Origin of the sequence: uncultured Dechloromonas sp. (genome assembly GCF_945957265.1) — a bacterium.
In the GTDB taxonomy this organism is placed as follows: Bacteria; Pseudomonadota; Gammaproteobacteria; order Burkholderiales; family Rhodocyclaceae; genus Azonexus.
Map to the genome: position 1 here is coordinate 166,033 of NZ_CAMFKO010000002.1, position 19,570 is coordinate 185,602.

Annotated in this window: 18 protein-coding genes; all 18 read left to right on the forward strand. The window is 65.5% G+C overall.

All coding sequences use genetic code 11. From position 1 onward, the window contains the following. Positions 1 to 223: 223 nt before the first annotated feature. Positions 224 to 3,220: a FimV/HubP family polar landmark protein gene (locus Q0P59_RS02085; protein ID WP_295002991.1), complete on the forward strand. Its 2,997-nt coding sequence runs from the start codon at positions 224 to 226 to the stop codon at positions 3,218 to 3,220. Positions 3,221 to 3,283: 63 nt separating this feature from the next. After that, positions 3,284 to 3,877: a hypothetical protein gene (locus Q0P59_RS02090; protein WP_295002994.1), complete on the forward strand. Its 594-nt coding sequence runs from the start codon at positions 3,284 to 3,286 to the stop codon at positions 3,875 to 3,877. Next, the gene (gene truA / locus Q0P59_RS02095; protein WP_295002996.1) at positions 3,874 to 4,662 is read left to right on the forward strand and encodes a tRNA pseudouridine(38-40) synthase TruA; all 789 of its coding nucleotides are present in this window, start codon (positions 3,874 to 3,876) and stop codon (positions 4,660 to 4,662) included. Before Q0P59_RS02090 ends, truA begins: the two co-directional genes overlap by 4 nt. Next, positions 4,659 to 5,285 (forward strand): phosphoribosylanthranilate isomerase, encoded by a 627-nt coding sequence (locus Q0P59_RS02100; protein ID WP_295002998.1) that lies wholly within the window; start codon positions 4,659 to 4,661, stop codon positions 5,283 to 5,285. The genes truA and Q0P59_RS02100 overlap by 4 nt, the downstream gene beginning before the upstream one ends. Further along, positions 5,272 to 6,471, forward strand: coding sequence for a tryptophan synthase subunit beta (gene trpB, locus Q0P59_RS02105; protein WP_295003000.1), 1,200 nt, complete (start codon positions 5,272 to 5,274; stop codon positions 6,469 to 6,471). Before Q0P59_RS02100 ends, trpB begins: the two co-directional genes overlap by 14 nt. Before the next feature lie 79 nt (positions 6,472 to 6,550). Continuing rightward, positions 6,551 to 7,357, forward strand: coding sequence for a tryptophan synthase subunit alpha (trpA, locus tag Q0P59_RS02110; protein ID WP_295003002.1), 807 nt, complete (start codon positions 6,551 to 6,553; stop codon positions 7,355 to 7,357). Continuing rightward, positions 7,354 to 8,223 (forward strand): acetyl-CoA carboxylase, carboxyltransferase subunit beta, encoded by an 870-nt coding sequence (gene accD, locus Q0P59_RS02115; RefSeq protein ID WP_295003004.1) that lies wholly within the window; start codon positions 7,354 to 7,356, stop codon positions 8,221 to 8,223. The genes trpA and accD overlap by 4 nt, the downstream gene beginning before the upstream one ends. A gap of 71 nt (positions 8,224 to 8,294) precedes the next feature. Then, a complete protein-coding gene (gene folC / locus Q0P59_RS02120; RefSeq protein WP_295003006.1) occupies positions 8,295 to 9,602 on the forward strand; it encodes a bifunctional tetrahydrofolate synthase/dihydrofolate synthase in 1,308 nt (435 codons plus the stop codon). Positions 9,603 to 9,604: 2 nt separating this feature from the next. Continuing rightward, a complete protein-coding gene (locus Q0P59_RS02125) occupies positions 9,605 to 10,366 on the forward strand; it encodes an SPOR domain-containing protein (protein ID WP_295003008.1) in 762 nt (253 codons plus the stop codon). Next, positions 10,363 to 10,854 carry a CvpA family protein gene (locus tag Q0P59_RS02130; RefSeq protein WP_295003009.1) on the forward strand — a complete coding sequence of 164 codons (492 nt, stop codon included), beginning with the start codon at positions 10,363 to 10,365 and terminating at the stop codon, positions 10,852 to 10,854. The genes Q0P59_RS02125 and Q0P59_RS02130 overlap by 4 nt, the downstream gene beginning before the upstream one ends. A 12-nt stretch (positions 10,855 to 10,866) precedes the next feature. After that, a complete protein-coding gene (gene purF, locus Q0P59_RS02135) occupies positions 10,867 to 12,408 on the forward strand; it encodes an amidophosphoribosyltransferase (RefSeq protein ID WP_295003011.1) in 1,542 nt (513 codons plus the stop codon). Next, a complete protein-coding gene (locus Q0P59_RS02140; protein ID WP_295003013.1) occupies positions 12,408 to 13,598 on the forward strand; it encodes an O-succinylhomoserine sulfhydrylase in 1,191 nt (396 codons plus the stop codon). The genes purF and Q0P59_RS02140 overlap by 1 nt, the downstream gene beginning before the upstream one ends. Positions 13,599 to 13,650: 52 nt before the next feature. Next, positions 13,651 to 14,940: a DEAD/DEAH box helicase gene (locus Q0P59_RS02145; RefSeq protein WP_295003014.1), complete on the forward strand. Its 1,290-nt coding sequence runs from the start codon at positions 13,651 to 13,653 to the stop codon at positions 14,938 to 14,940. Between the two features lie 128 nt (positions 14,941 to 15,068). Then, a complete protein-coding gene (locus Q0P59_RS02150; protein WP_295003016.1) occupies positions 15,069 to 16,778 on the forward strand; it encodes a GspE/PulE family protein in 1,710 nt (569 codons plus the stop codon). A 6-nt stretch (positions 16,779 to 16,784) separates the two neighbouring features. Further along, complete coding sequence (locus Q0P59_RS02155; RefSeq protein ID WP_295003018.1) at positions 16,785 to 18,008, forward strand: type II secretion system F family protein; 1,224 nt, start codon at positions 16,785 to 16,787, stop codon at positions 18,006 to 18,008. A gap of 6 nt (positions 18,009 to 18,014) precedes the next feature. Beyond that, a complete protein-coding gene (locus Q0P59_RS02160) occupies positions 18,015 to 18,434 on the forward strand; it encodes a hypothetical protein (RefSeq protein ID WP_295003021.1) in 420 nt (139 codons plus the stop codon). A 66-nt stretch (positions 18,435 to 18,500) separates the two neighbouring features. Then, on the forward strand, positions 18,501 to 19,067 hold the full coding sequence (locus Q0P59_RS02165) for a prepilin-type N-terminal cleavage/methylation domain-containing protein (protein ID WP_295003023.1): 567 nt from the start codon (positions 18,501 to 18,503) through the stop codon (positions 19,065 to 19,067). 25 nt (positions 19,068 to 19,092) lie between these two features. Beyond that, entirely contained in the window at positions 19,093 to 19,545 is a 453-nt protein-coding gene (locus tag Q0P59_RS02170; RefSeq protein WP_295003025.1) for a type II secretion system protein, read from the forward strand. Positions 19,546 to 19,570 lie beyond the last annotated feature (25 nt).

The following is a 19,570-nucleotide window of genomic DNA, read 5'->3' on the forward strand; positions in this document are numbered from 1 at the left end:
CGGTAGATTAGAAGCGGGATTAGCTTGCATTGCTAAGTCCATGATGTTAATTTGAAAGTCCCAAATTCCACCTCAGGGTTTCGCTGTGACCGAAACTAAACACACCCAATTCAAAAAGCGCGCCGTGGCTCTTGCCGTCGCGTCGTGTTTGTCGTTCGCGCCGTTGATCGCCCAGGCAGCCGGTCTCGGGAAACTGACAGTTCTGTCAGGGCTGGGGCAGCCTTTGCGAGCCGAACTGGATATCGGCGCCACGAAGGACGAATTGGCCGGGATGAGCGCCCGGCTGGCGCCGCAGGATGCGTTCAGGCAGGCCGGTGTGGACTTCGCCAGCGTGCTGCTCGACCTGCGTTTCGCGGTCGAAAAGCGTCCCGGTGGACAGGCGGTGGTCAAGGTCTCGTCGTCGAAACCGATCAACGAGCCCTTCCTGGATTTCCTCGTCGAGCTGAACTGGCCGGCCGGCCGTCTGGTTCGCGAATATACTTTCCTGCTCGATCCGCCTGAGATCGCAGCCAGGCAAACCTCGCGTCCGGTCGCCGAGGCGCGCATCGTTGAAACGGTGCGCGGGGGCGGCGCCGCGGAAGAGCGCCCGGCCCCGGTCAGGGCGGCACCGCGCCCGGCTGCGGTCCCGAAGGTCGCGGCCGAACCGAAGCCCAGGGCGGAAAGCGGCAATACCCGCGTCGTCGAAAGCGGCGACACGCTGCGCAAGATCGCGGATGAAACCAGGCACGATGGAGTCACGCTCGAGCAGATGCTCGTCGGCTTGTTCCAAAGCAACCCGGATGCGTTCATCGCCCAGAACGTCAATCGCCTCAAGGCGGGCGCCATTCTGAACATACCCGAGAAAGCCGCCGTGGAATCGGTTTCTCCGGCCGAGGCGCGCAAGATCTACGTGGCCCAGACCAGCGACTGGAACAACTATCGCCAGAAACTGGCCGCCAGCACTGCCAAGACGCCGGCCAAGGCCGACGAGGGCGGCGCCCAGTCCAGTTCGGGCAAGATCACCGCCAAGGTCGAGGAAAAGGCGGCGCCTGCTGATCAGGCCAAGGACCAGCTGAAGGTTGCCCGTACCGACGCCGCTGCCAAGGGGGCTGCGGCCGCCAAGGCCGCCGAGACGGCGGAGCAGGTTGCCCGCGACAAGGCGCTGAAGGATGCGCAGGAACGCATGGCAGTTCTCGAGAAGAACGTCGGCGAGTTGCAGAAGCTGCTGGAAATGAAGAGCCAGAAGCTTGCCGAGTTGCAGCAGGCGCCGAAGAAGGAAGAACCGAAGCCGGTCGAGCCGCCGAAGCCGGCGCCGAAGGTCGAGGAGCCGCCCAAGCCTGTCGAAGTGCCGAAGCCGGTTGAACCCCCGAAAGCCGCCGAGGAGCCGAAGCCGGTCGAGGCGCCCAAGCCGGCGGAGGTCAAGCCGGCTGCGCCGGCAAAGCCGGTCGAGCCGGCGAAGGCCGTGACGCCGCCGGTCCCCGCTCCCGTCGAGGAGCCGGGTATTGTCGATTCCCTGATGGAAGACCCGCTGCCGCTGGTGGGCGGCGGTGGCGTGCTCGCCTTGCTGGCGGCCTATTTCGTGGCGCGGCGCCGGCGTACCCAGGGTTCGTCGGTTGAAACGACCGCAGCGCCGATGCCGTCGAGCCTCGGTCCGAATTCCGTCTTCCGCATGACGGGCGGACAAAGCGTCGATACCGGCAATACGCCGCCGCAGACAGGCGACTTCAGCCAGACCGGACCGGGGACGATCGATACAGACGAGGTCGATCCCGTTGCCGAAGCCGACGTCTATATGGCCTACGGGCGCGATACCCAGGCCGAGGAAATCCTGCTCGAGGCATTGCAGAAGGATCCCCAGCGCACGGCGATCCACGCCAAGCTCCTGGAAATCTATGCCAACCGGCGCAGCCTGAAGCAATTCGAGACGCTCGCCAGCGAACTCTATGCGCAGACCGCCGGCGTCGGACCGGATTGGGAGAAGGTGGCCCTGCTCGGCGCCGCACTCGATCCCGGCAATCCGCTTTACGGCGGCTCCCCGTCGCCGGCTGCGGCTGTCGACAGCCTGCTGTCCGAACCCGAGGCCGTTCCCGAAATCCCCTCCCTGCCGGAGAGCTTTGCCGCCGAGCCGGTTGTCGAAGCGGTGCCGCCGTCCGAGGACTTGCCGGATGCGCCCGTTGACGAGCCGTCCGCTGCGCTTCACGAGATCGGATTCGCCGACGGCGTCGAGCGGGATACCATGGTCATCGCCAAGGAACCGCTCCAGCCCGGCCTGGCGAGCGAGCCGACCCCGGTCGTCGACAATCCGGCCGACAACGTGGATGGCATGACCCTCGACTTCGATCTGGGCGAGGCCACGGTTGCTCCGGAATTCAGCGAATCCAAGGAGGCTTCGGCGGAAGAGGCTGCGCTGCAGGGCGGCGATGCGCTCGATTTCGATCTGGCTGCCGAGTTTGGCGAGCCGGAGCCGCAAGTGCAGCCGCTTGCGGAACCCGAGCCGGTCGCGCTGGCCCGGGACGAATCGCCGGCGGATTCCGACGCCATCGATTTCGATCTGAACATGCCGGAAGAGTCCTTGCTGGAGCAGTCGTCCGCCGATGTGCCGGCGCCTGATTTCTCGCCGGAGGGAACGCTGGTGATGCCGTCGGCTTCGGTCTCCGAGGACTTCGATGTCGGCCTGGGAACCTGGGTCGGCGTCGAGGGGCAGGGGGTTTCCGTGGATACCACGGAAAGCGCCGATGCAGCCACGGATCCTTCGCTGACGCGCACGGTGGTCAATTCGCTGGCCGGCACGGATACCTTCGTCGGCGGCGAGGATCTGCTGAATTTCGGTCGCGAGAGCTCGCCCGAGAATCTGACCAGCACGGTCGTCAATACGGGCATGGTGGATAGCGATGCGCTGGAGTTCGACGTCAAGCTGAGCGAGTCCGTCTTCCTGGGCGAGCCGATGACGCCTCCGGAGTTCGATATCGGCTCGATCAATCTCGACCTCTCTGCCCAGCCGGAGCCGGTACCCGAAGCGCCGGCCGCTCCGCTCGCCGAACCGGCGGCGCCGTCGGCCGCTGCGGCACCGGTGCAGGATGCGCAGTGGGAGGAAGTCAATACCAAGCTCGACCTGGCCAAGGCCTACGAAGAGATGGGTGACCTCGAAGGGGCGCGCGAGTTGTTGCAGGAGGTCGTCAGCGAGGGGCCGGTGGATCTGGTCGAACAGGCGAAAACCATCCTCGGCCGCATAGCCGGGTAGAATCCGGGTTTGCGAATGGCACATGGCCCCGCGAGGGGCCATGTGCATTTGGGGAGCCTGAGTTTGCATCCATCCTGTGCCTTGATCGTCTGGCTGGCCGCTGTCGTCGGTGCGCAGTTCGTCGGCTATGCCGGCCTGGCGCTGCTGGCCGTGGCGGCGCTGGCCCTGGCGCCGCGCAGTGCGTATCGCTGGCTGGGCTATGTGCGCCGGGCCAGATGGTTGCTGCTGACGCTGTGGCTGATCCTGGCCTACAACGCGCCGGGCGAGGCCTGGCTGGACAAGCCCTGGGCGCCGACCTACGAAGGCATGGCCGAAGCCGGCTTGCAGGCGGTTCGCCTGCTGGTCATGCTGCTCTGGCTGGCCTGGCTGTTCACCGTCCAGGGGCGGGACGGGATGGTCAGCGGTTTGTGGGGGCTGCTTCGTCCCTGGGGCAGGTTCGGCGGCAAGGCCGAGCGCCTGGTCGTTCGCCTGTCGCTGGTTCTCGACAACCTGCAGGCGCCCCAGGAAAAAGGGGCATGGCGGCGCATGCTGCTGGCCGGCGCGCACCATGCCGAGGGGCCGTCCAGCCTCGGTTTTCTTGTCGTGCCATGGGCGCCCCGGGACAGCCTGGCGGTGCTGGGGTGTATTGCGGGGCTAGTCGGAGTATGGATGTGGTGAGAGTTGCGCTTGGGGTTGAATACTGCGGCACGAATTTTCGCGGCTGGCAGAGCCAGGCCGGTGGCGGGACGGTGCAGGATGCGCTGGAGCATGCCCTGCGCCAGATCGCCGGCGTGCCGGTCGGGGTGCTTTGCGCCGGACGCACCGATGCCGGGGTGCACGCCACGCAGCAGGTTGTCCATTTCGATACCGATGTCGAACGGCCGCTGAGCGCCTGGGTGCGCGGCGTCAATTCCAACCTGCCGGACGGGGTGGCGGTGCGCTGGGCCATGCCGGTGAGAGATGAATTCCACGCTCGTTTCAGCGCCCGTGGCCGGCGTTACCGCTACCTGCTGCTCAACCGGGCGCAGCGCCCGGGCTTGTGGCAGGGCCGGCTGGGCTGGTTCCATCTGCCGCTCGATGTCGCCGCCATGCAGCAGGCGGCCGCCCGCCTGCTCGGCGAGCACGATTTTTCGGCCTTCCGGGCGGCCGAGTGCCAGGCCAAGTCGCCGGTCAAGACGATGACCCACGCGTCGGTGCGCCAGTTCGGCAGCATGCTCGTCTTCGACTTCGAGGCCAGCGCCTTCCTGCACCACATGGTGCGCAACCTGGTCGGCACCCTGGTCCACATCGGCAAAGGCGCCCAGGCGCCCGGCTGGGTCGACGAATTGCTGGGCATGAAGGACCGCAAGCTGGCGGCGCCGACCTTTTCGCCGGACGGGCTGTATTTCCGCGGCCCGGTCTATGAGGCGCACTGGGGCCTGCCGGACCCGGCGGACGATTTTCTCGATGGGATACTGACATGAGAACCCGTATCAAGATCTGCGGACTGACCCGCGAGGCGGATGTCGATGCGGCCGTGGCGGCGGGCGCCGACGCCATCGGCTTCGTGCTCTATCCGCCCAGCCCGCGCTATGTGACGCCGCAACGGGCGGCCGAACTGGCACGGCGCATTCCGCCCTTCGTCGATGTCGTCGGGCTGTTCGTCAACGAGGCGCCCGACGTCGTCAGGGCTGCCTGCGATGCCCTGCCGATCAACCTCCTGCAGTTCCATGGCGACGAAGACGCAGCCTATTGCCGCCAGTTTTCAAGACCTTGGCTGCGGGCGGCACGGGTGAGGCCGGGCCTCGATCTGGTAGAATTCGCCCGCTCGTTTCCCGAAGCCCGGGGCTTGCTGCTCGATGCCTTCGTCGAAGGCTATGGCGGCGGTGGCCACGTCTTCGACTGGACGCTGATTCCGCCCGGTTTGCCCGGTTACCTGGTGCTCTCCGGCGGTCTGAACGCGGACAACGTCGGCGAAGCCATCCGGCGCGTCAGGCCGGTGGCGGTCGATGTGTCGTCGGGAGTGGAAATGGGCAAGGGCATCAAGGATCACGCAAAAATCGCTGCCTTCGTGGCGGCCGTACGGAAAGCCGATGAGTCAATATAACTTCCCCGACGCCAAGGGCCATTTCGGCCCCTATGGCGGTGTATTTGTCGCCGAGACGCTGTTTGGCGCGCTCGACGAACTGAAGGCCGCCTATGCCGCCGCCCAGGCCGATCCGGCTTTCCGCGCCGAATACGAATACGAGTTGAAGCACTTCGTCGGCCGCCCGTCGCCGATCTACCACGCCAAGCGCTGGTCCGACCTGCTCGGCGGCGCGCAGATCTACCTCAAGCGCGAGGACCTGAACCACACCGGCGCCCACAAGGTGAACAACTGCATCGGCCAGGCCATGCTCGCCAAGCGCATGGGCAAGCCGCGCGTCATCGCCGAAACAGGCGCCGGCCAGCACGGCGTCGCCACGGCCACGGTCGCCGCCCGCTACGGCATGGAATGCGTGGTGTACATGGGCAGCGAGGACGTCAAGCGCCAGGCCGCCAACGTCTATCGAATGAAGCTGCTCGGCGCCACCGTCGTGCCCGTGGAAAGCGGCTCGAAGACCCTGAAGGACGCGCTGAACGAAGCGATGCGCGACTGGGTCACCAACATCCACAACACCTTCTACATCATCGGCACGGTCGCCGGGCCGCACCCGTACCCGATGCTGGTCCGCGATTTCCAGAAGATCATCGGCGAGGAATGCCTGACGCAGATGCCGGAAATGGCCGGGCGCCAGCCGGATGCGGTGATCGCCGCGGTCGGTGGCGGTTCCAACGCGATGGGCATCTTCTACCCCTACATCGATGTCGAGGGCGTCCGCCTGATCGGCGTCGAAGCCGCCGGTTCCGGTCTCGCGACGGGCAAGCACTCCGCCTCGCTGACCGCCGGCGTGCCGGGCGTGCTGCACGGCAACCGCACCTACCTGCTGCAGGACGAGGACGGCCAGATCATCGAGACGCATTCGATTTCGGCCGGCCTCGATTACCCGGGCGTCGGTCCGGAACATGCATGGCTCAAGGACATCGGGCGTGCCGAGTACCAATTGATCGACGATGCCGAGGCTCTGGAAGCCTTCCACAACCTGTGCCGCCTCGAAGGCATCATCCCGGCGCTCGAATCCAGCCACGCCCTGGCCTATGCCGCCAAGCTGGCGCCTCAGCTTTCCAAGGACAAGATTCTGCTGGTCAACCTCTCCGGCCGGGGTGACAAGGACATGCACACCGTGGCCGAGAAGTCGGGGATCGTATTTTGATGCCCCCACGCTCATTTCATTCGCTGCCCCCCGCGGGGGCGCCGGCCTCCTTTGGGGCGGCCCGGCAGGAGTCCGTTTGATGTCGCGCATCCAAAAAGCTTTCGAACGCCTGAATGGCGAGGGCCGCAAGGCGCTGATTCCCTTCATCACCGCCGGCGACCCGAATGCCGACCTGACCGTGCCGCTGATGCACGCCCTGGTCGAAGCCGGCGCCGACGTCATCGAACTGGGCGTGCCGTTCTCCGATCCGATGGCCGACGGCCCGACCATCCAGCGCGCGTCCGAGCGCGCCCTGGCGCGCGGCATGACGCTGCGCAAGGTGCTGCAGCTGGTGAGCACTTTCCGCACGGTCGATGACAAGACGCCGGTGGTGCTGATGGGCTACGCCAACCCGATCGAAGCCATGGGGCTGGAGCGTTTCGCCGAAAAGGCCGCCCAGTCCGGCGTTGACGGCGTTCTGGTGGTCGATTACCCGCCCGAGGAAGCCGAGGATTTCGGCGCCGCGATGAGGGCGCACGGCCTCGATCCGATCTTCCTGATCGCGCCGACCTCCAGCCCGGAGCGTATCGCCCACGTGGCGACCATCGCCAGCGGCTATGTCTATTACGTGTCGCTGGCCGGGGTGACCGGTTCCGGCGCCCTGAATGTCGATGCCGTGGCCGAGCGCCTGCCGGCCATTCGCGAGAAGACCGGCCTGCCGGTCGGCGTCGGTTTCGGCATCCGCGATGCCGCCACGGCCTCGCGCATCGCCGCCTTTGCCGATGCCGTCGTCGTCGGCAGCCGGATTATCGAAGAAATTGAAAAATCCACGCCGGAAACCGCATGTGCCAACGTCAAGGCACTGGTTGCGGATATCCGGCGCGGTGTGGATGAGGTGAAAAAATGAGCTGGCTGACCAAACTGCTGCCCCCGAAGATCAAGCGCGAGCAAGGCCCGCAGCGCCGCGGCAATCTGCCGGAAGGCCTGTGGAGCAAGTGCCCGTCGTGCGAGGCGGTGCTCTACGCGACCGATCTTGAAAACAACATGCAGGTCTGCCCCAAGTGCGGCCATCACAACCGCCTGAATTCGCGCCAGCGCCTCGACATGCTGCTCGATGCCGAAGGCCGTTTCGAGATCGGCGCCGAAGTGGTGCCGGTGGACAGCCTGAAGTTCAAGGATTCCAAGAAGTACCCGGATCGCCTGATGGAAGCCAACGTGGCGACCGGCGAGAGCGATTCCCTGGTCGTCCTGCAGGGCGCCATCAAGACCATCCCGGTCGTCGCCGCCGCCTTCGAGTTCGAATTCATGGGCGGCTCGATGGGCTCCGTGCTCGGCGAGCGCTTCGTGCGCGGCGTGCAGAATGCCGTCGAACAGAAGATGCCCTTCATCTGCATCACCGCTTCCGGCGGCGCCCGCATGCAGGAAGGCCTGTTCTCGCTGATGCAGATGGCCAAGACGACGGCCGCCCTGACCAAACTGTCGGAAGCCGGCCTGCCCTTCATCTCCATCCTGACCGACCCGACCATGGGCGGCGTTTCGGCCTCCTTCGCCTTCGTCGGCGACGTGGTGATCGCCGAGCCCAAGGCCCTGATCGGCTTCGCCGGCCCGCGCGTCATCGAGCAGACGGTGCGCGAGAAACTGCCGGAAGGCTTCCAGCGTTCCGAGTTCATCCTCGAAAAGGGCGCCATCGACATGATCGTCGACCGTCGCGACATGCGCGAGCAGGTCGCCCGCGCGCTGGCGCTGCTGCTCAAACTGCCGGCGGCAGCTTGAGCAAGTTGTTAGTAGTTAGTCGCTAGTTGTTAGCTAGCAACTAACGACTGGCAACTAACGACTGGCAACTGATGACTAAAGAAGACTGGCTGCAACACCTCGAAGGCCTGCATCCGAAAGGGCAGGCCGGCATCGAACTGGGGCTGGACCGCATCCGCCTCGTCAAGGACACGCTCGGGCAGACGCAGCACTGCCCGGTGATCATCGTCGGCGGCACCAACGGCAAGGGCTCGACCTGCGCCTACCTCGAAAGCATCATCGCCCGGGCCGGCTACAAGGTCGGCTGCTACACCTCGCCGCATCTGCTGGCCTATAACGAGCGGGTCCGCCTCGATGGCCGCCCGGTGAGCGACGCGGCCCTGTGCGCCGCCTTCGCGCGTGTCGAGGCGGCGAGGCAGAAGGCCGGCGATGTGGCGCTGACCTATTTCGAATTCGGCACGCTGGCCGCCTGGGAAGTGTTTGCCGAGGCCGGTGTCGAGGCGGCGGTTCTCGAGGTCGGGCTGGGCGGGCGCCTGGATGCCGTCAATGCCTACGAACCGGACGTTTCCGTCGTCACCACGGTGGCCCTCGACCACACCGACTGGCTGGGGCCGGATCGCGAGGCTATCGGCTTCGAGAAAGCCGGCATCTATCGCGCCGGCAAGCCGGCTTTGTACGCCGATCCCAATCCGCCGCAACGCCTGCTCGATCACGCGGCAGCCATCGGCGCCGACCTGCGCCTGATCGGCCGCGACTTCGGTTTCGAACGCCCGGCGGCGGAAAGCAACGAAAACCGCCTGCAATGGCGCTGGTGGTGCCGTTCCGGCGACCAGCTGATCAAGCGGGCGCTGGCCTATCCCGGCCTGCGCGGGCCGACCCAGCTGTTCAACGCCGCCGTCGTGCTGGCCGCGCTGGATGCCATTGCCGACAAGCTGCCGGTGACCATGCAGGCCATCCGTCCTGGCCTGATCGAGACCGAACTGGCCGGCCGCTTCCAGGTCGTTCCGGGCAAGCCGGCGATCGTGCTCGATGTCGGGCACAACCCGCAGGCGGTCAAGGTGCTGGCCGACAACCTGTCGGGCATGGGCTTCTTCGACCGCACGCTGGCCGTCGTCGGCATGCTCGGCGACAAGGATATCGCCGGGGCGCTGGCGCCGCTCAAGGGCAAGGTCGATGTGTGGCATGTCGCCACCCTCGGCGGCCTGCGCGGAACGCCGGCCGACAAGCTGGCCGGGATCATCCTCGCCTCGGGGCTGGGCGGCGAGATCTGCTGTCATGCCTCGGCGCAGGAGGCAATGCAGGCGGCCAAGGGGCAAGCCTCCGAAAGTGATAGAATCCTGGCCTTTGGATCCTTCCACACGGTAGCCGGTGCGCTCGAGGCGCTCGGGAAAACAGTCTGATCATGGACGACAACGACGCTCAGCTGCACCTCAAGAAACGCGCCCGCCGACGTCTGGTCGGGGCGATTTTCTTCGTTTCGGTCGTGGCCATGGTCTTGCCCATGGTGATGGACCACGAGCCGCGCCAGGCCGTGCAGGACGTGGAAATCCGCATTCCGGGGCAGGACGAGAAGCCCTTCGCGCCCAAGTTCGCGGTTGCGCCGGTCGAAAAGGCGCCGGAAAAAGCACCTGAAAAACCGGTTGTCATGCCGTCGGACAAGGCGACGCCTGCCGTGCCGCCCGTGCCCGAGGCGAAGGCGCCCGTCGACCAGGCGGCCAAGCCGACAGCCCGTGTGCTGGAGGTCGTGAAGGAAGCCAAGGCGCCGGAGAAGCCGGCCGAAAAACCGGCCCCGAAACCGGAGAAGGCGTCCGAGAAACCGGCTGCCAAGCCGACCGAAAAACCGGCCGACAAGCCCAAGGCCGACGACGCCAAGCGCGCCGCCGCCATCCTGGCCGGCCAGTCGGCTGCCGACGGCAAGCCGGCGGCCAAGGGCGGAGAATTTCTGGTGCTGATTGGCGCATTTTCCAACGAAGGCAATGTCAAAAACCTGAAGGACAAGTTGTCGGAGCAGGGCATCAAGACTTTCAGCGAGCCGCTGGACACGCCGCAGGGCCGGAAAACCCGCGTGCGTGCCGGTCCCTTCCCGAATCGCGAAGCGGCCGAGAAGGCGCTGGAGAAGATGCATCGCATCGGCGTTTCCGGAGTCGTGTCGGCCAGGCCATGACCGGATTCGACTACGTTGCCCTCGGCATCGTCGGCGTCTCCTTGGTCTTCGGTCTGTGGCGGGGCGTGGTCGGCGAGATCATTGCGCTGGTCGCCTGGGGCCTGGCGATCGTCGCGGCGGTGGAGTTCGGCGCGCTGGTTGGAACCTCCGTGTTCGCCGGCTTGTCTGACCCGGCGCTGCGCACGCTGGCCGGGTGCGTGGTGATTTTTGTTGGGGTGCTGGTGGTCATGTCGCTGTTCAGGATGCTGGTTGGCAGCATGGTCAAGGCCCTGGGGCTGTCCGTTTCGGACCGCATCCTGGGCATGCTCTTCGGTCTGGCGCGCGGCGTGCTGGTGTGCATGGTGCTGGTCGGTCTCGGCGGCATGACATCGGCGCCGACCCAGCCCTGGTGGCGGCAGGCAACCCTGTCGGCGCCTCTGGAAACAGCTGTCTTGGCAACCAGGTCCTGGTTGCCGGACGATTTGGCAAAACGAATTCGATTTAGCTAGGCAGGAAAAAATATGTGCGGGATTCTCGGTGTAATGGCGACAACGCCGGTCAACCAGTTGCTTTACGACGGCCTGATGGTGCTCCAGCACCGCGGCCAGGACGCCGCCGGCATTGCCACGGCGGAAGGCAATACCTTCCACCTGCACAAGGGGCCGGGGCTGGTGCGCGACGTTTTCCGCACCCGCAACATGCGCGCCCTGCCGGGTAACTGGGGCATCGGCCACGTCCGCTACCCGACCGCCGGCTCGGCCTACAACTTTGCCGAGGCGCAGCCCTTCTACGTCAATTCGCCGTTCGGCATCGTGCTCGGTCACAACGGCAACCTGACCAACGCCGAGCAGCTCAAGGAGGAGATGTTCCGGATGGATCGCCGGCACATCAACACCAATTCCGATTCGGAAGTCCTGCTCAACGTGCTGGCGCACGAGCTGCAGTCGGCAGCGCACGGCTACGAACTGGACGTCGACAGCATCTTCCAGGCGGTGGCCGGCGTGCATCGTCGCTGCCGCGGCGCCTACGCCGTGGTCGTGCTGATCGCCGGCTACGGGCTGCTCGCCTTCCGCGACCCGCACGGCATCCGCCCGCTGGTCTACGGCCAGAACGAAACGCCGGAAGGCATGGAGTATCTGGTGTCCTCCGAGTCGGTCGCCCTCGATACCCTGGGCTTCCAGATGGTTCGCGACATCGAGCCGGGCGAGGCCATCTTCATCGACCTCAACCACCAGCTGCATGCCCGCCAGTGCGCGCAACAGCCGATGTACGCCCCGTGCATCTTCGAATACGTCTATCTGGCCCGTCCGGATACCGTGATCGACGGCGTTTCCGTCTACGAAGCCCGCCTGGCCATGGGCGAGCTGCTGGCCGAGAAGGTCAGGAAGCAGATTCCGGTCGAGGAAATCGACGTCGTCATCCCGATTCCCGATTCCAGCCGGCCGTCCGCCATGCAGCTGGCGCAGGCGCTGGGCATCCCGTTCCGCGAGGGCTTCGTCAAGAACCGCTACGTCGGCCGCACCTTCATCATGCCGGGCCAGGCCATGCGCAAGAAGTCGGTGCGCCAGAAGCTGAATACCGTTGGCCAGGAGTTCAAGGGCAAGCGCGTGCTGCTGGTCGATGACTCCATCGTGCGCGGCACGACCAGCCACGAGATCGTCGAGATGGCGCGGGCCGCCGGCGCGGTCAAGGTCTATTTCGCTTCCGCCGCGCCCCCGGTGCGCTTCCCGAACGTGTACGGCATCGACATGCCGACCCGTGCCGAACTGATCGCCACCGGCCGTACCGACGAGCAGATCGCCGCCGAGATCGGCGCCGACGCGCTGGTCTACCAGGACATCGAGGCGCTGAAGCAGTCGATCACCACCCTGCGTTCCGACCTGACGGTGTTCGACGCGTCGTGCTTCGACGGTTGCTACATCACCGGCGACATCGACAGCTATTACCTCGATGCCGTCGAGGGCAAGCGCGGCGGCAAGCCGGCGAAGAGCAGCGACGACGACGGCGACAGCCGTTCGTCCGAGCAGATGGTGCTCGGCCTGGCCAACGGCGGGCAGGAATAATGGCCAAGTTCGACGCCGCGTCGGGATACCGCCCGGAAACCCTGTCCGTGCGCGCCGGCCAGGAGCGCAGCCAGTTCGGCGAGCATGCCGAGGCGCTGTACCTGACCTCCAGCTTCGTCTTCGAGAGCGCGGCGCAGGCCGCCAGGCGCTTCTCCGGCGAGGAGGAGGGCAACGTCTACGCCCGCTTCTCCAACCCGACCGTGAGCATGTTCGAGGAGCGCCTCGCCGCCCTCGAAGGCGCCGAGGACTGCGTGGCCACGGCCAGCGGCATGGCGGCGATCATGGCCGCGGTGCTGGCGCACCTCAAGCAGGGCGATCACATCGTCGCCTCGAACAGCCTGTTCGGCGCCACCGTGCAGCTGTTCAACAACATCCTGTCGCGCACCGGCATCACCACCACCTTCGTGTCGCACACCGATCCGGCGGCCTGGGAAGCGGCGATCCGCCCGGAAACCAGGCTCTTCTTCCTGGAAACGCCGTCCAACCCGCTGACCGAGATCGCCGACATCCGCACGCTGGCCGCCATCGCCCACGCCAAGGGCATCCTGGTCGCCGTCGACAACTGCTTCTGCACGCCCATCCTGCAAAAGCCGCTGGAAATGGGCGCCGACCTGGTGATCCACTCGGCGACCAAGTACATCGACGGCCAGGGCCGCGTGCTGGGCGGTGCCGTGTGCGGCCCGAAGAAGCTGACCGATGAAGTCTTCAAGTACCTGCGCACCGCCGGTCCGACGTTGTCGGCCTTCAACGCCTGGGTGCTGCTCAAGGGGCTGGAAACCCTGAAGCTGCGCGTCGAGGCGCAGGCCGCCAACGCCGCCCGGCTGGCCGCCTGGCTGGAGGCGCACCCGAAAGTGGCGCGCGTTTTCTATCCCGGCCTGCCGTCGCATCCGCAACACGAACTGGCCAAGGCGCAGCAGAAGAACGGCGGCGGCATCGTCTCCTTCGAGGTCAAGGGCGGCCGCGAGCAGGCATGGACCGTCGTCGATCATTGCCAACTGCTGTCCATCACCGCCAATCTCGGCGACACCAAGACCACCATCACCCATCCCGCCTCCACCACGCACGGCCGCATCACCCCGGAAGCCCGGGCCGCCGCCGGCATCAACGAAGGCCTGCTGCGCATCGCGGTCGGCCTCGAAGCGGTGGAAGACCTGCAGGCCGACCTCGAGCGCGGCTTCTCACTGATCTGATTCTTGCGTGGCGCCCGGCTCCGGCCGGGCGCTTCGCTTTGGAGTACTCCCCATGCATTTTTCCGACCTCGGCCTGAAGGCCGAAATCCAGCGCGCCGTTGCCGAACAGGGCTACGACACGCCGACCCCCATCCAGCAGCAGGCGATTCCCGCCGTCCTCGCCGGCCACGACCTGATGGCCACGGCCCAGACCGGTACCGGCAAGACGGCCGGCTTCACGCTGCCCATCCTGCATCGCCTGGCCTCCGGGTCGAACGACCGCCTCACCCGCGTCGCCCGCACGCCGCGCGTGCTGGTCCTGACGCCGACCCGCGAACTGGCCATCCAGGTCGAGGAAAGCGTGCGCACCTACGGCAAGCACTTGCCGATCAATTCGCTGGCCGTCTTCGGTGGCGTCGGTATCAATCCGCAGATCGCCAACCTGCGCCGCGGTGTCGACATCCTGGTCGCCACGCCGGGCCGTCTGCTCGACCACGTCCAGCAGCGCACCGTCGACCTGTCGGCGATCGAGATTTTCGTTCTCGACGAAGCCGACCGCATGCTCGACATGGGCTTCATCCGCGACATCCGCAAGGTCATCGCGCTGCTGCCCAAGGAGCGCCAGAACCTGATGTTCTCGGCCACCTTCTCGCCGGAAATCCGCGAGCTGGCCTCCGGCCTGCTGAACAACCCGGTGTCGGTCGATGTCGCGCCGCGCAACACGGCGGCCGAGACGGTGACGCAGAAGGTCATCGAGACCGACCGTGAGCGGAAGAAGGAACTGCTCTGCCACCTGTTCGCCACGCGCGGCTGGCACCAGGTGCTGGTCTTCGCCCGCACCAAGCACGGTGCCGACGCGCTGGCCCGGACGCTGGAAAAGGCCGGCATCAAGTCGGCGGCGATCCACGGCGACAAGTCGCAGGGCGCCCGCACCCGCGCCCTGAGCGAATTCAAGGACGGCAAGCTGGTGGCCCTGGTCGCCACCGATATCGCGGCGCGCGGCATCGACATCGACGCGCTGCCCTACGTCATCAACTACGAACTGCCCAACGTCCCCGAGGACTACGTGCACCGCATCGGCCGCACCGGCCGGGCCGGCATGGAGGGCGAGGCGATTTCGCTGGTCTGCCACGACGAGCGCAGCAACCTTAAGGACATCGAAAAGCTGATCAAGCGCAACCTGGAGCGCGTGGTGATCGAGGGCTTCGAACAGTCGGCCGTTGCCGCGCCGCGCCCGCCGCAGCAACCGCGCGGCCCGCGCAAGCCGCAGCACGGTGCGGCACAGCCGAAAACCCAGGCCCAGAAAGCCGGCAAGGGCTCCGGACGCCCGGCGCAACATCACAACGGCAACCGCCATCGCTGATTTGCAATTGTTTACCCCGCCGCTTTGAATGGCGGGCTTGTCGCAGCCTCCAAAAACGTCTACTGTGGAAACTATTTCATTAACTTCATATTGTTAGTGAGTTTTCTTAAGGCGTTTTGGAGGTTGGGATGCCCCCCCCGCAAAAAATCCGGCTTGGCGACCTGCTGATCCAGCAGGGCCTGCTGACCGATGAACAACTGAAGATCGCGCTCGACGAGCAAAAGCGCACCGGCCGCAAGCTCGGGCGCGTGTTCGTCGAGAGCGGCTATGTCACCGAGGCCGGCATCTCGCAGGCGCTGGCCCGGCAGTTGCAGATTCCCTTCGTCGACCTCAAGAGCTTCACCCCCAAACCCGACCTGATCAAGCTGCTGCCCGAGGCGCCGGCGCGGCGTTTCCGCGCGCTCGTCCTGGCCCAGTTGGCGGACGGCCGCCTGCAGATCGGCATGTCCGATCCGACCGACCTCCAGGCCTACGACGAGATCACCCGCCTGGTGCGCCGCGAGATCGACCTTGCCGTGGTCACCGAGAGCGAACTGCTGGCCATGGTCGACCGCGTCTACCATCGCGGCGAGCAGATCACCGGCCTGGCCAAGGAACTGACGGCCGAACTGGGCGACGTGCCGATCGAATTCGGCGACCTGCTCGGCCTCAACCCCGGCGCCGAGGATGCGCCGGTCGTCAAGCTGCTGCAGACGGTGTTCGAGGAAGCGATGCGCCTGCGCGCCTCCGACATCCACTTCGAGCCGCAGGAAAGGTCGCTGCGCATCCGTTTCCGCATCGACGGCGTGCTGCACATCCAGACCGAGGCCGACGCCAAGATTTCCTCGGCCGTGGCCCTACGCCTGAAGCTGATGTCCGGCCTCGACATTTCCGAGAAGCGCCTGCCGCAGGACGGCCGCTTCAACATCAAGGTGCGCGGCAACCCGGTCGACGTGCGTATCTCCACCTTGCCGACGCAATTCGGCGAGTCGGTGGTCATGCGTCTGCTCAACCAGAACACCGGCCTGCTCGAACTCGACAAGATCGGCATGCCGCCGCGCGTGCTCGAGCGTTTCCGCCATGCGCTGAAACGGCCGAGCGGCATGGTCCTGGTCACCGGCCCGACCGGCTCCGGCAAGACGACGACGCTGTATGCCGCGCTGAACGAGCTGAACAGCCCGGAAAAGAAGGTCATCACCGTCGAAGACCCGGTCGAATACCGGCTCGGCGGCCTGAACCAGGTGCAGGTGCACGAGAAGATCGACCTGTCGTTCTCGCGCGTGCTGCGCACCGTGCTGCGCCAGGATCCGGACATCGTGCTGATCGGCGAAATGCGCGACCAGGAAACCGCCGAGATCGGCATGCGCGCCGCCATGACCGGCCACCTGGTGCTATCCACGCTGCACACCAACGATGCCATCTCGACGCCGATCCGCCTGCTCGACATGGGCGTGCCGCGCTACATGGTGGCGCTGTCGGTGCACATGGTGGTGGCGCAACGGCTGGTCCGCGTCATCTGCGGCAACTGTCGCGAACCCTACACGCCGACGCCCAGCGAACACGAGTGGCTGCGCTTCGAGCTGGCCGACCAGGTCGACAGCCATGCCTACCACCACGGCCGGGGCTGTGCCCATTGCGCCAATACCGGCTACCAGGGGCGGACCGGGGTGTACGAGTTCCTCGAAATGAGCGACAGCGTGGTCGAGGCCATCAACCACGAAGACCCGGGCGAATTCATGCGCGTCGCACGCCAGCAGATGGCGGGCGAAACCCTGCGCCGGGACGCGGTGCGCCTCGCCCTGGCCGGCCGGACCAGCATCGCCGAAGCCATGCGCATCAGCAACCAGTTCGAGGAATAAGGGGCAGTGGCCAACTTTGCCTACAAGGGGCGGGATGCCGGCGGCAAGCTGATCGAAGGCGTGCTCGAAGCGGCTTCGTCCGGCGGTGTCGCCGACCTGCTCCTCGGGCGCGGGATCACGCCGGTTTCCATCAGCGAGGCAAAATCCCAAAAGGCGGCGATTGCGGTCGATTGGTCGCTCTTCAAACCGAAGGTCGAGCACGTCGACATCCTGCTTTTTTCGCGGCAACTCCACACCTTGCTCAAATCCGGCGTGCCGATCATGCGCGCCCTCAGCGGCTTGCAGGAGTCGGCCACCAATCCGTCGATGAAGGAAGTCATTCGCGACGTGCGCGAAAGCCTCGAGGCGGGGCGCGAGCTGTCGGTGTCGCTGGCCCGCCATCCCAAGGTATTCAATCCTTTCTACATTTCGATGGTGCGCGTCGGCGAGGCCACCGGCCTGCTTGACGAAATCTTCCTGCGCCTGTTCGAGCACATGGAATTCGAGCGCTTCATGCGCGAGCAGGTGAAATCGGCGCTGCGCTACCCGATGTTCGTCGTGCTGGCCATGGCGGTTGCCATCGTGGTCGTTAACCTCTTCGTCATACCGGCCTTCGCCAAGGTGTTCGAGGGTTTCGGTGCAGAGCTTCCGTTCATGACGCGGCTCCTGCTCGGCTTCTCCAATTTCATGGTGGCCTGGTGGCCGGTGCTGCTCGGCGGCCTGGTCGCCGCCATCGTCGCTTTCCGCTCCTGGGTCGCTACGCCAGCCGGGCGGATGCAGTGGGAAGCGATCGCCCTGCGTTTCCCGATTGCCGGCAAGATAGTGCGCAAGGCGGCGATGGCCCGTTTCGCGCGCAGCTTCGCCCTCGGCATGCGCAGCGGGGTGCCGGTCATGCAGGCGCTGACCAATTCATCGCAGACCGTTGACAACAGCTATATCGCCGCCAAGATCGAAGGCATGCGCGACACCGTCGAGCGTGGCGAGAGCGTCTTGCGCGCGGCCATCGCTTCCGGATTCTTCACGCCGGTCGTGTTGCAGATGGTCGCTGTCGGCGAGGAATCGGGCGCCCTCGACGACATGCTCGAAGAAGTCGGCCAGATGTACCAGCGCGAAGTCGAATACGAACTCAAGACCCTCGGCCAGCAGATCGAACCGATCCTGATCGTGTCGCTCGGCGTGCTGGTCATGATCCTGGCGCTGGGGATCTTCCTGCCGATGTGGGACCTCGGCAAAGTGGCCATCAAGCGATGAGCGGCGATGCGACGCTATTACGAATTCGCCATCGCCATTGCCCTGATCGGCGTGGTGTCGCTGTTCCTGCTCGCATCGCTGGACTCGGTTCGCAGCGACATGGAGGAGGCCCTGGTGCAGTCCGAGGCGGCGAGCATGCGCCTGGAACTCGCCGAGGCCGTGGTGCATCGCGTGGCATCCAGTGGCGGCTTGCCGCAAAGCGACAACCCGGTGGATTGGGTGGCGAGCAAGCCGGCCAATTACCGCGGCGCGCTGGATGCGCCGCCGGAGGAGCGCTCGGTCTGGTATTTCGACCGCCACGCCGGCGAGCTGGTTTATCGCTTTCACGACGGTCATGGCGCCCGCTTTCGTCTGGGACGGGGTGACGGCAGTGACGGACGGCTTGTTATTTCCGGTATTTCCTTGCAGCGCCTGGATAAACGGTAGGAATAAATGTTGAGGAGGAAGGCTGATATGGCTAAAGTAATAAAATTCCCGGTCGATATTGGATGCATGGACATCAAACCAATACGGCGGTCGGCGTCGCAGCGTGGTTTTACCCTGATCGAACTGATCGTGGTCATCATCATTCTCGGCCTGCTGGCGTCGATAGCCCTGCCGCGCTTCGTCAATCTGCAGCGCGACGCACGCATTGCCAAGCTGCAGGCCGCTCGCGGCAGCGTCGGTGCGGCATCCGCGCTGGCGCATGCCACGGTACTGGCGCGCAGCGGAGTGGTCGATGTTACGGCATGCACCGGCGGCGCCACGGCCTCGAACGCGACGGGCGCCACCGGCACCTTGTGCACCGAAAACGGCCTGGTCAACCTGGTCTTCGGCTACCCCGAGGCAACCGCCATCGGTACGCCCGGAATCCTCTCGATGGCCGGCCTGACCGGGGTGTTCAATCCCTCCGCCGCCAACCTGCAGGATGAAGGCTATACCTACACCGTCGCCGGGGGCGTAGCCACTTTCAGCATTAGCGGCGCCACCACCCCGGCTACTTGCACCTTTACCTATACCCAACCCACTGCGGCCAACCAGGCAGCCCTGATCGGTCCAGTGACCACCACCGGATGCTGATTTTTAATATTTTTAGGAGCACACCATGAAAGCAATGCAAAAAGGTTTCACCCTGATCGAGCTGGTTGTTGTCATCGTCATCCTGGGCATTCTTGCGGCTACCGCGCTGCCGAAGTTCGTCGATTTGTCGAGCGATGCACGCAAGTCGGTCATCAAGGGCGTATCCGGTTCGATGACTTCTGCCAACGCGATGATCTACGCCAAAGCCCAGGCGGCGGGTACTCTTGGGGCCGCAGGCTCTCCCGCCACGGTAACGATCAGCGGCGCAAGCGTATCTGTCGAATATGGCTTTGCCAACAGCGCGGCTGAACTGGCAAAGGTGATGGACCTGACCCCGCCGGGTGACTTCGACAGCGCAGCTGTTCCGGCCGAAATTCAAATGAAAAAGGCCCCGACGCCGGCTAGCTGTAAGGTTGCATACACCAAGGCTACTGCTTCAGCCGCACCGAGCTACGTGATTACCGACGGAGGTTGCTGACAGCCGGTTTGGTTGATGTGTGCGA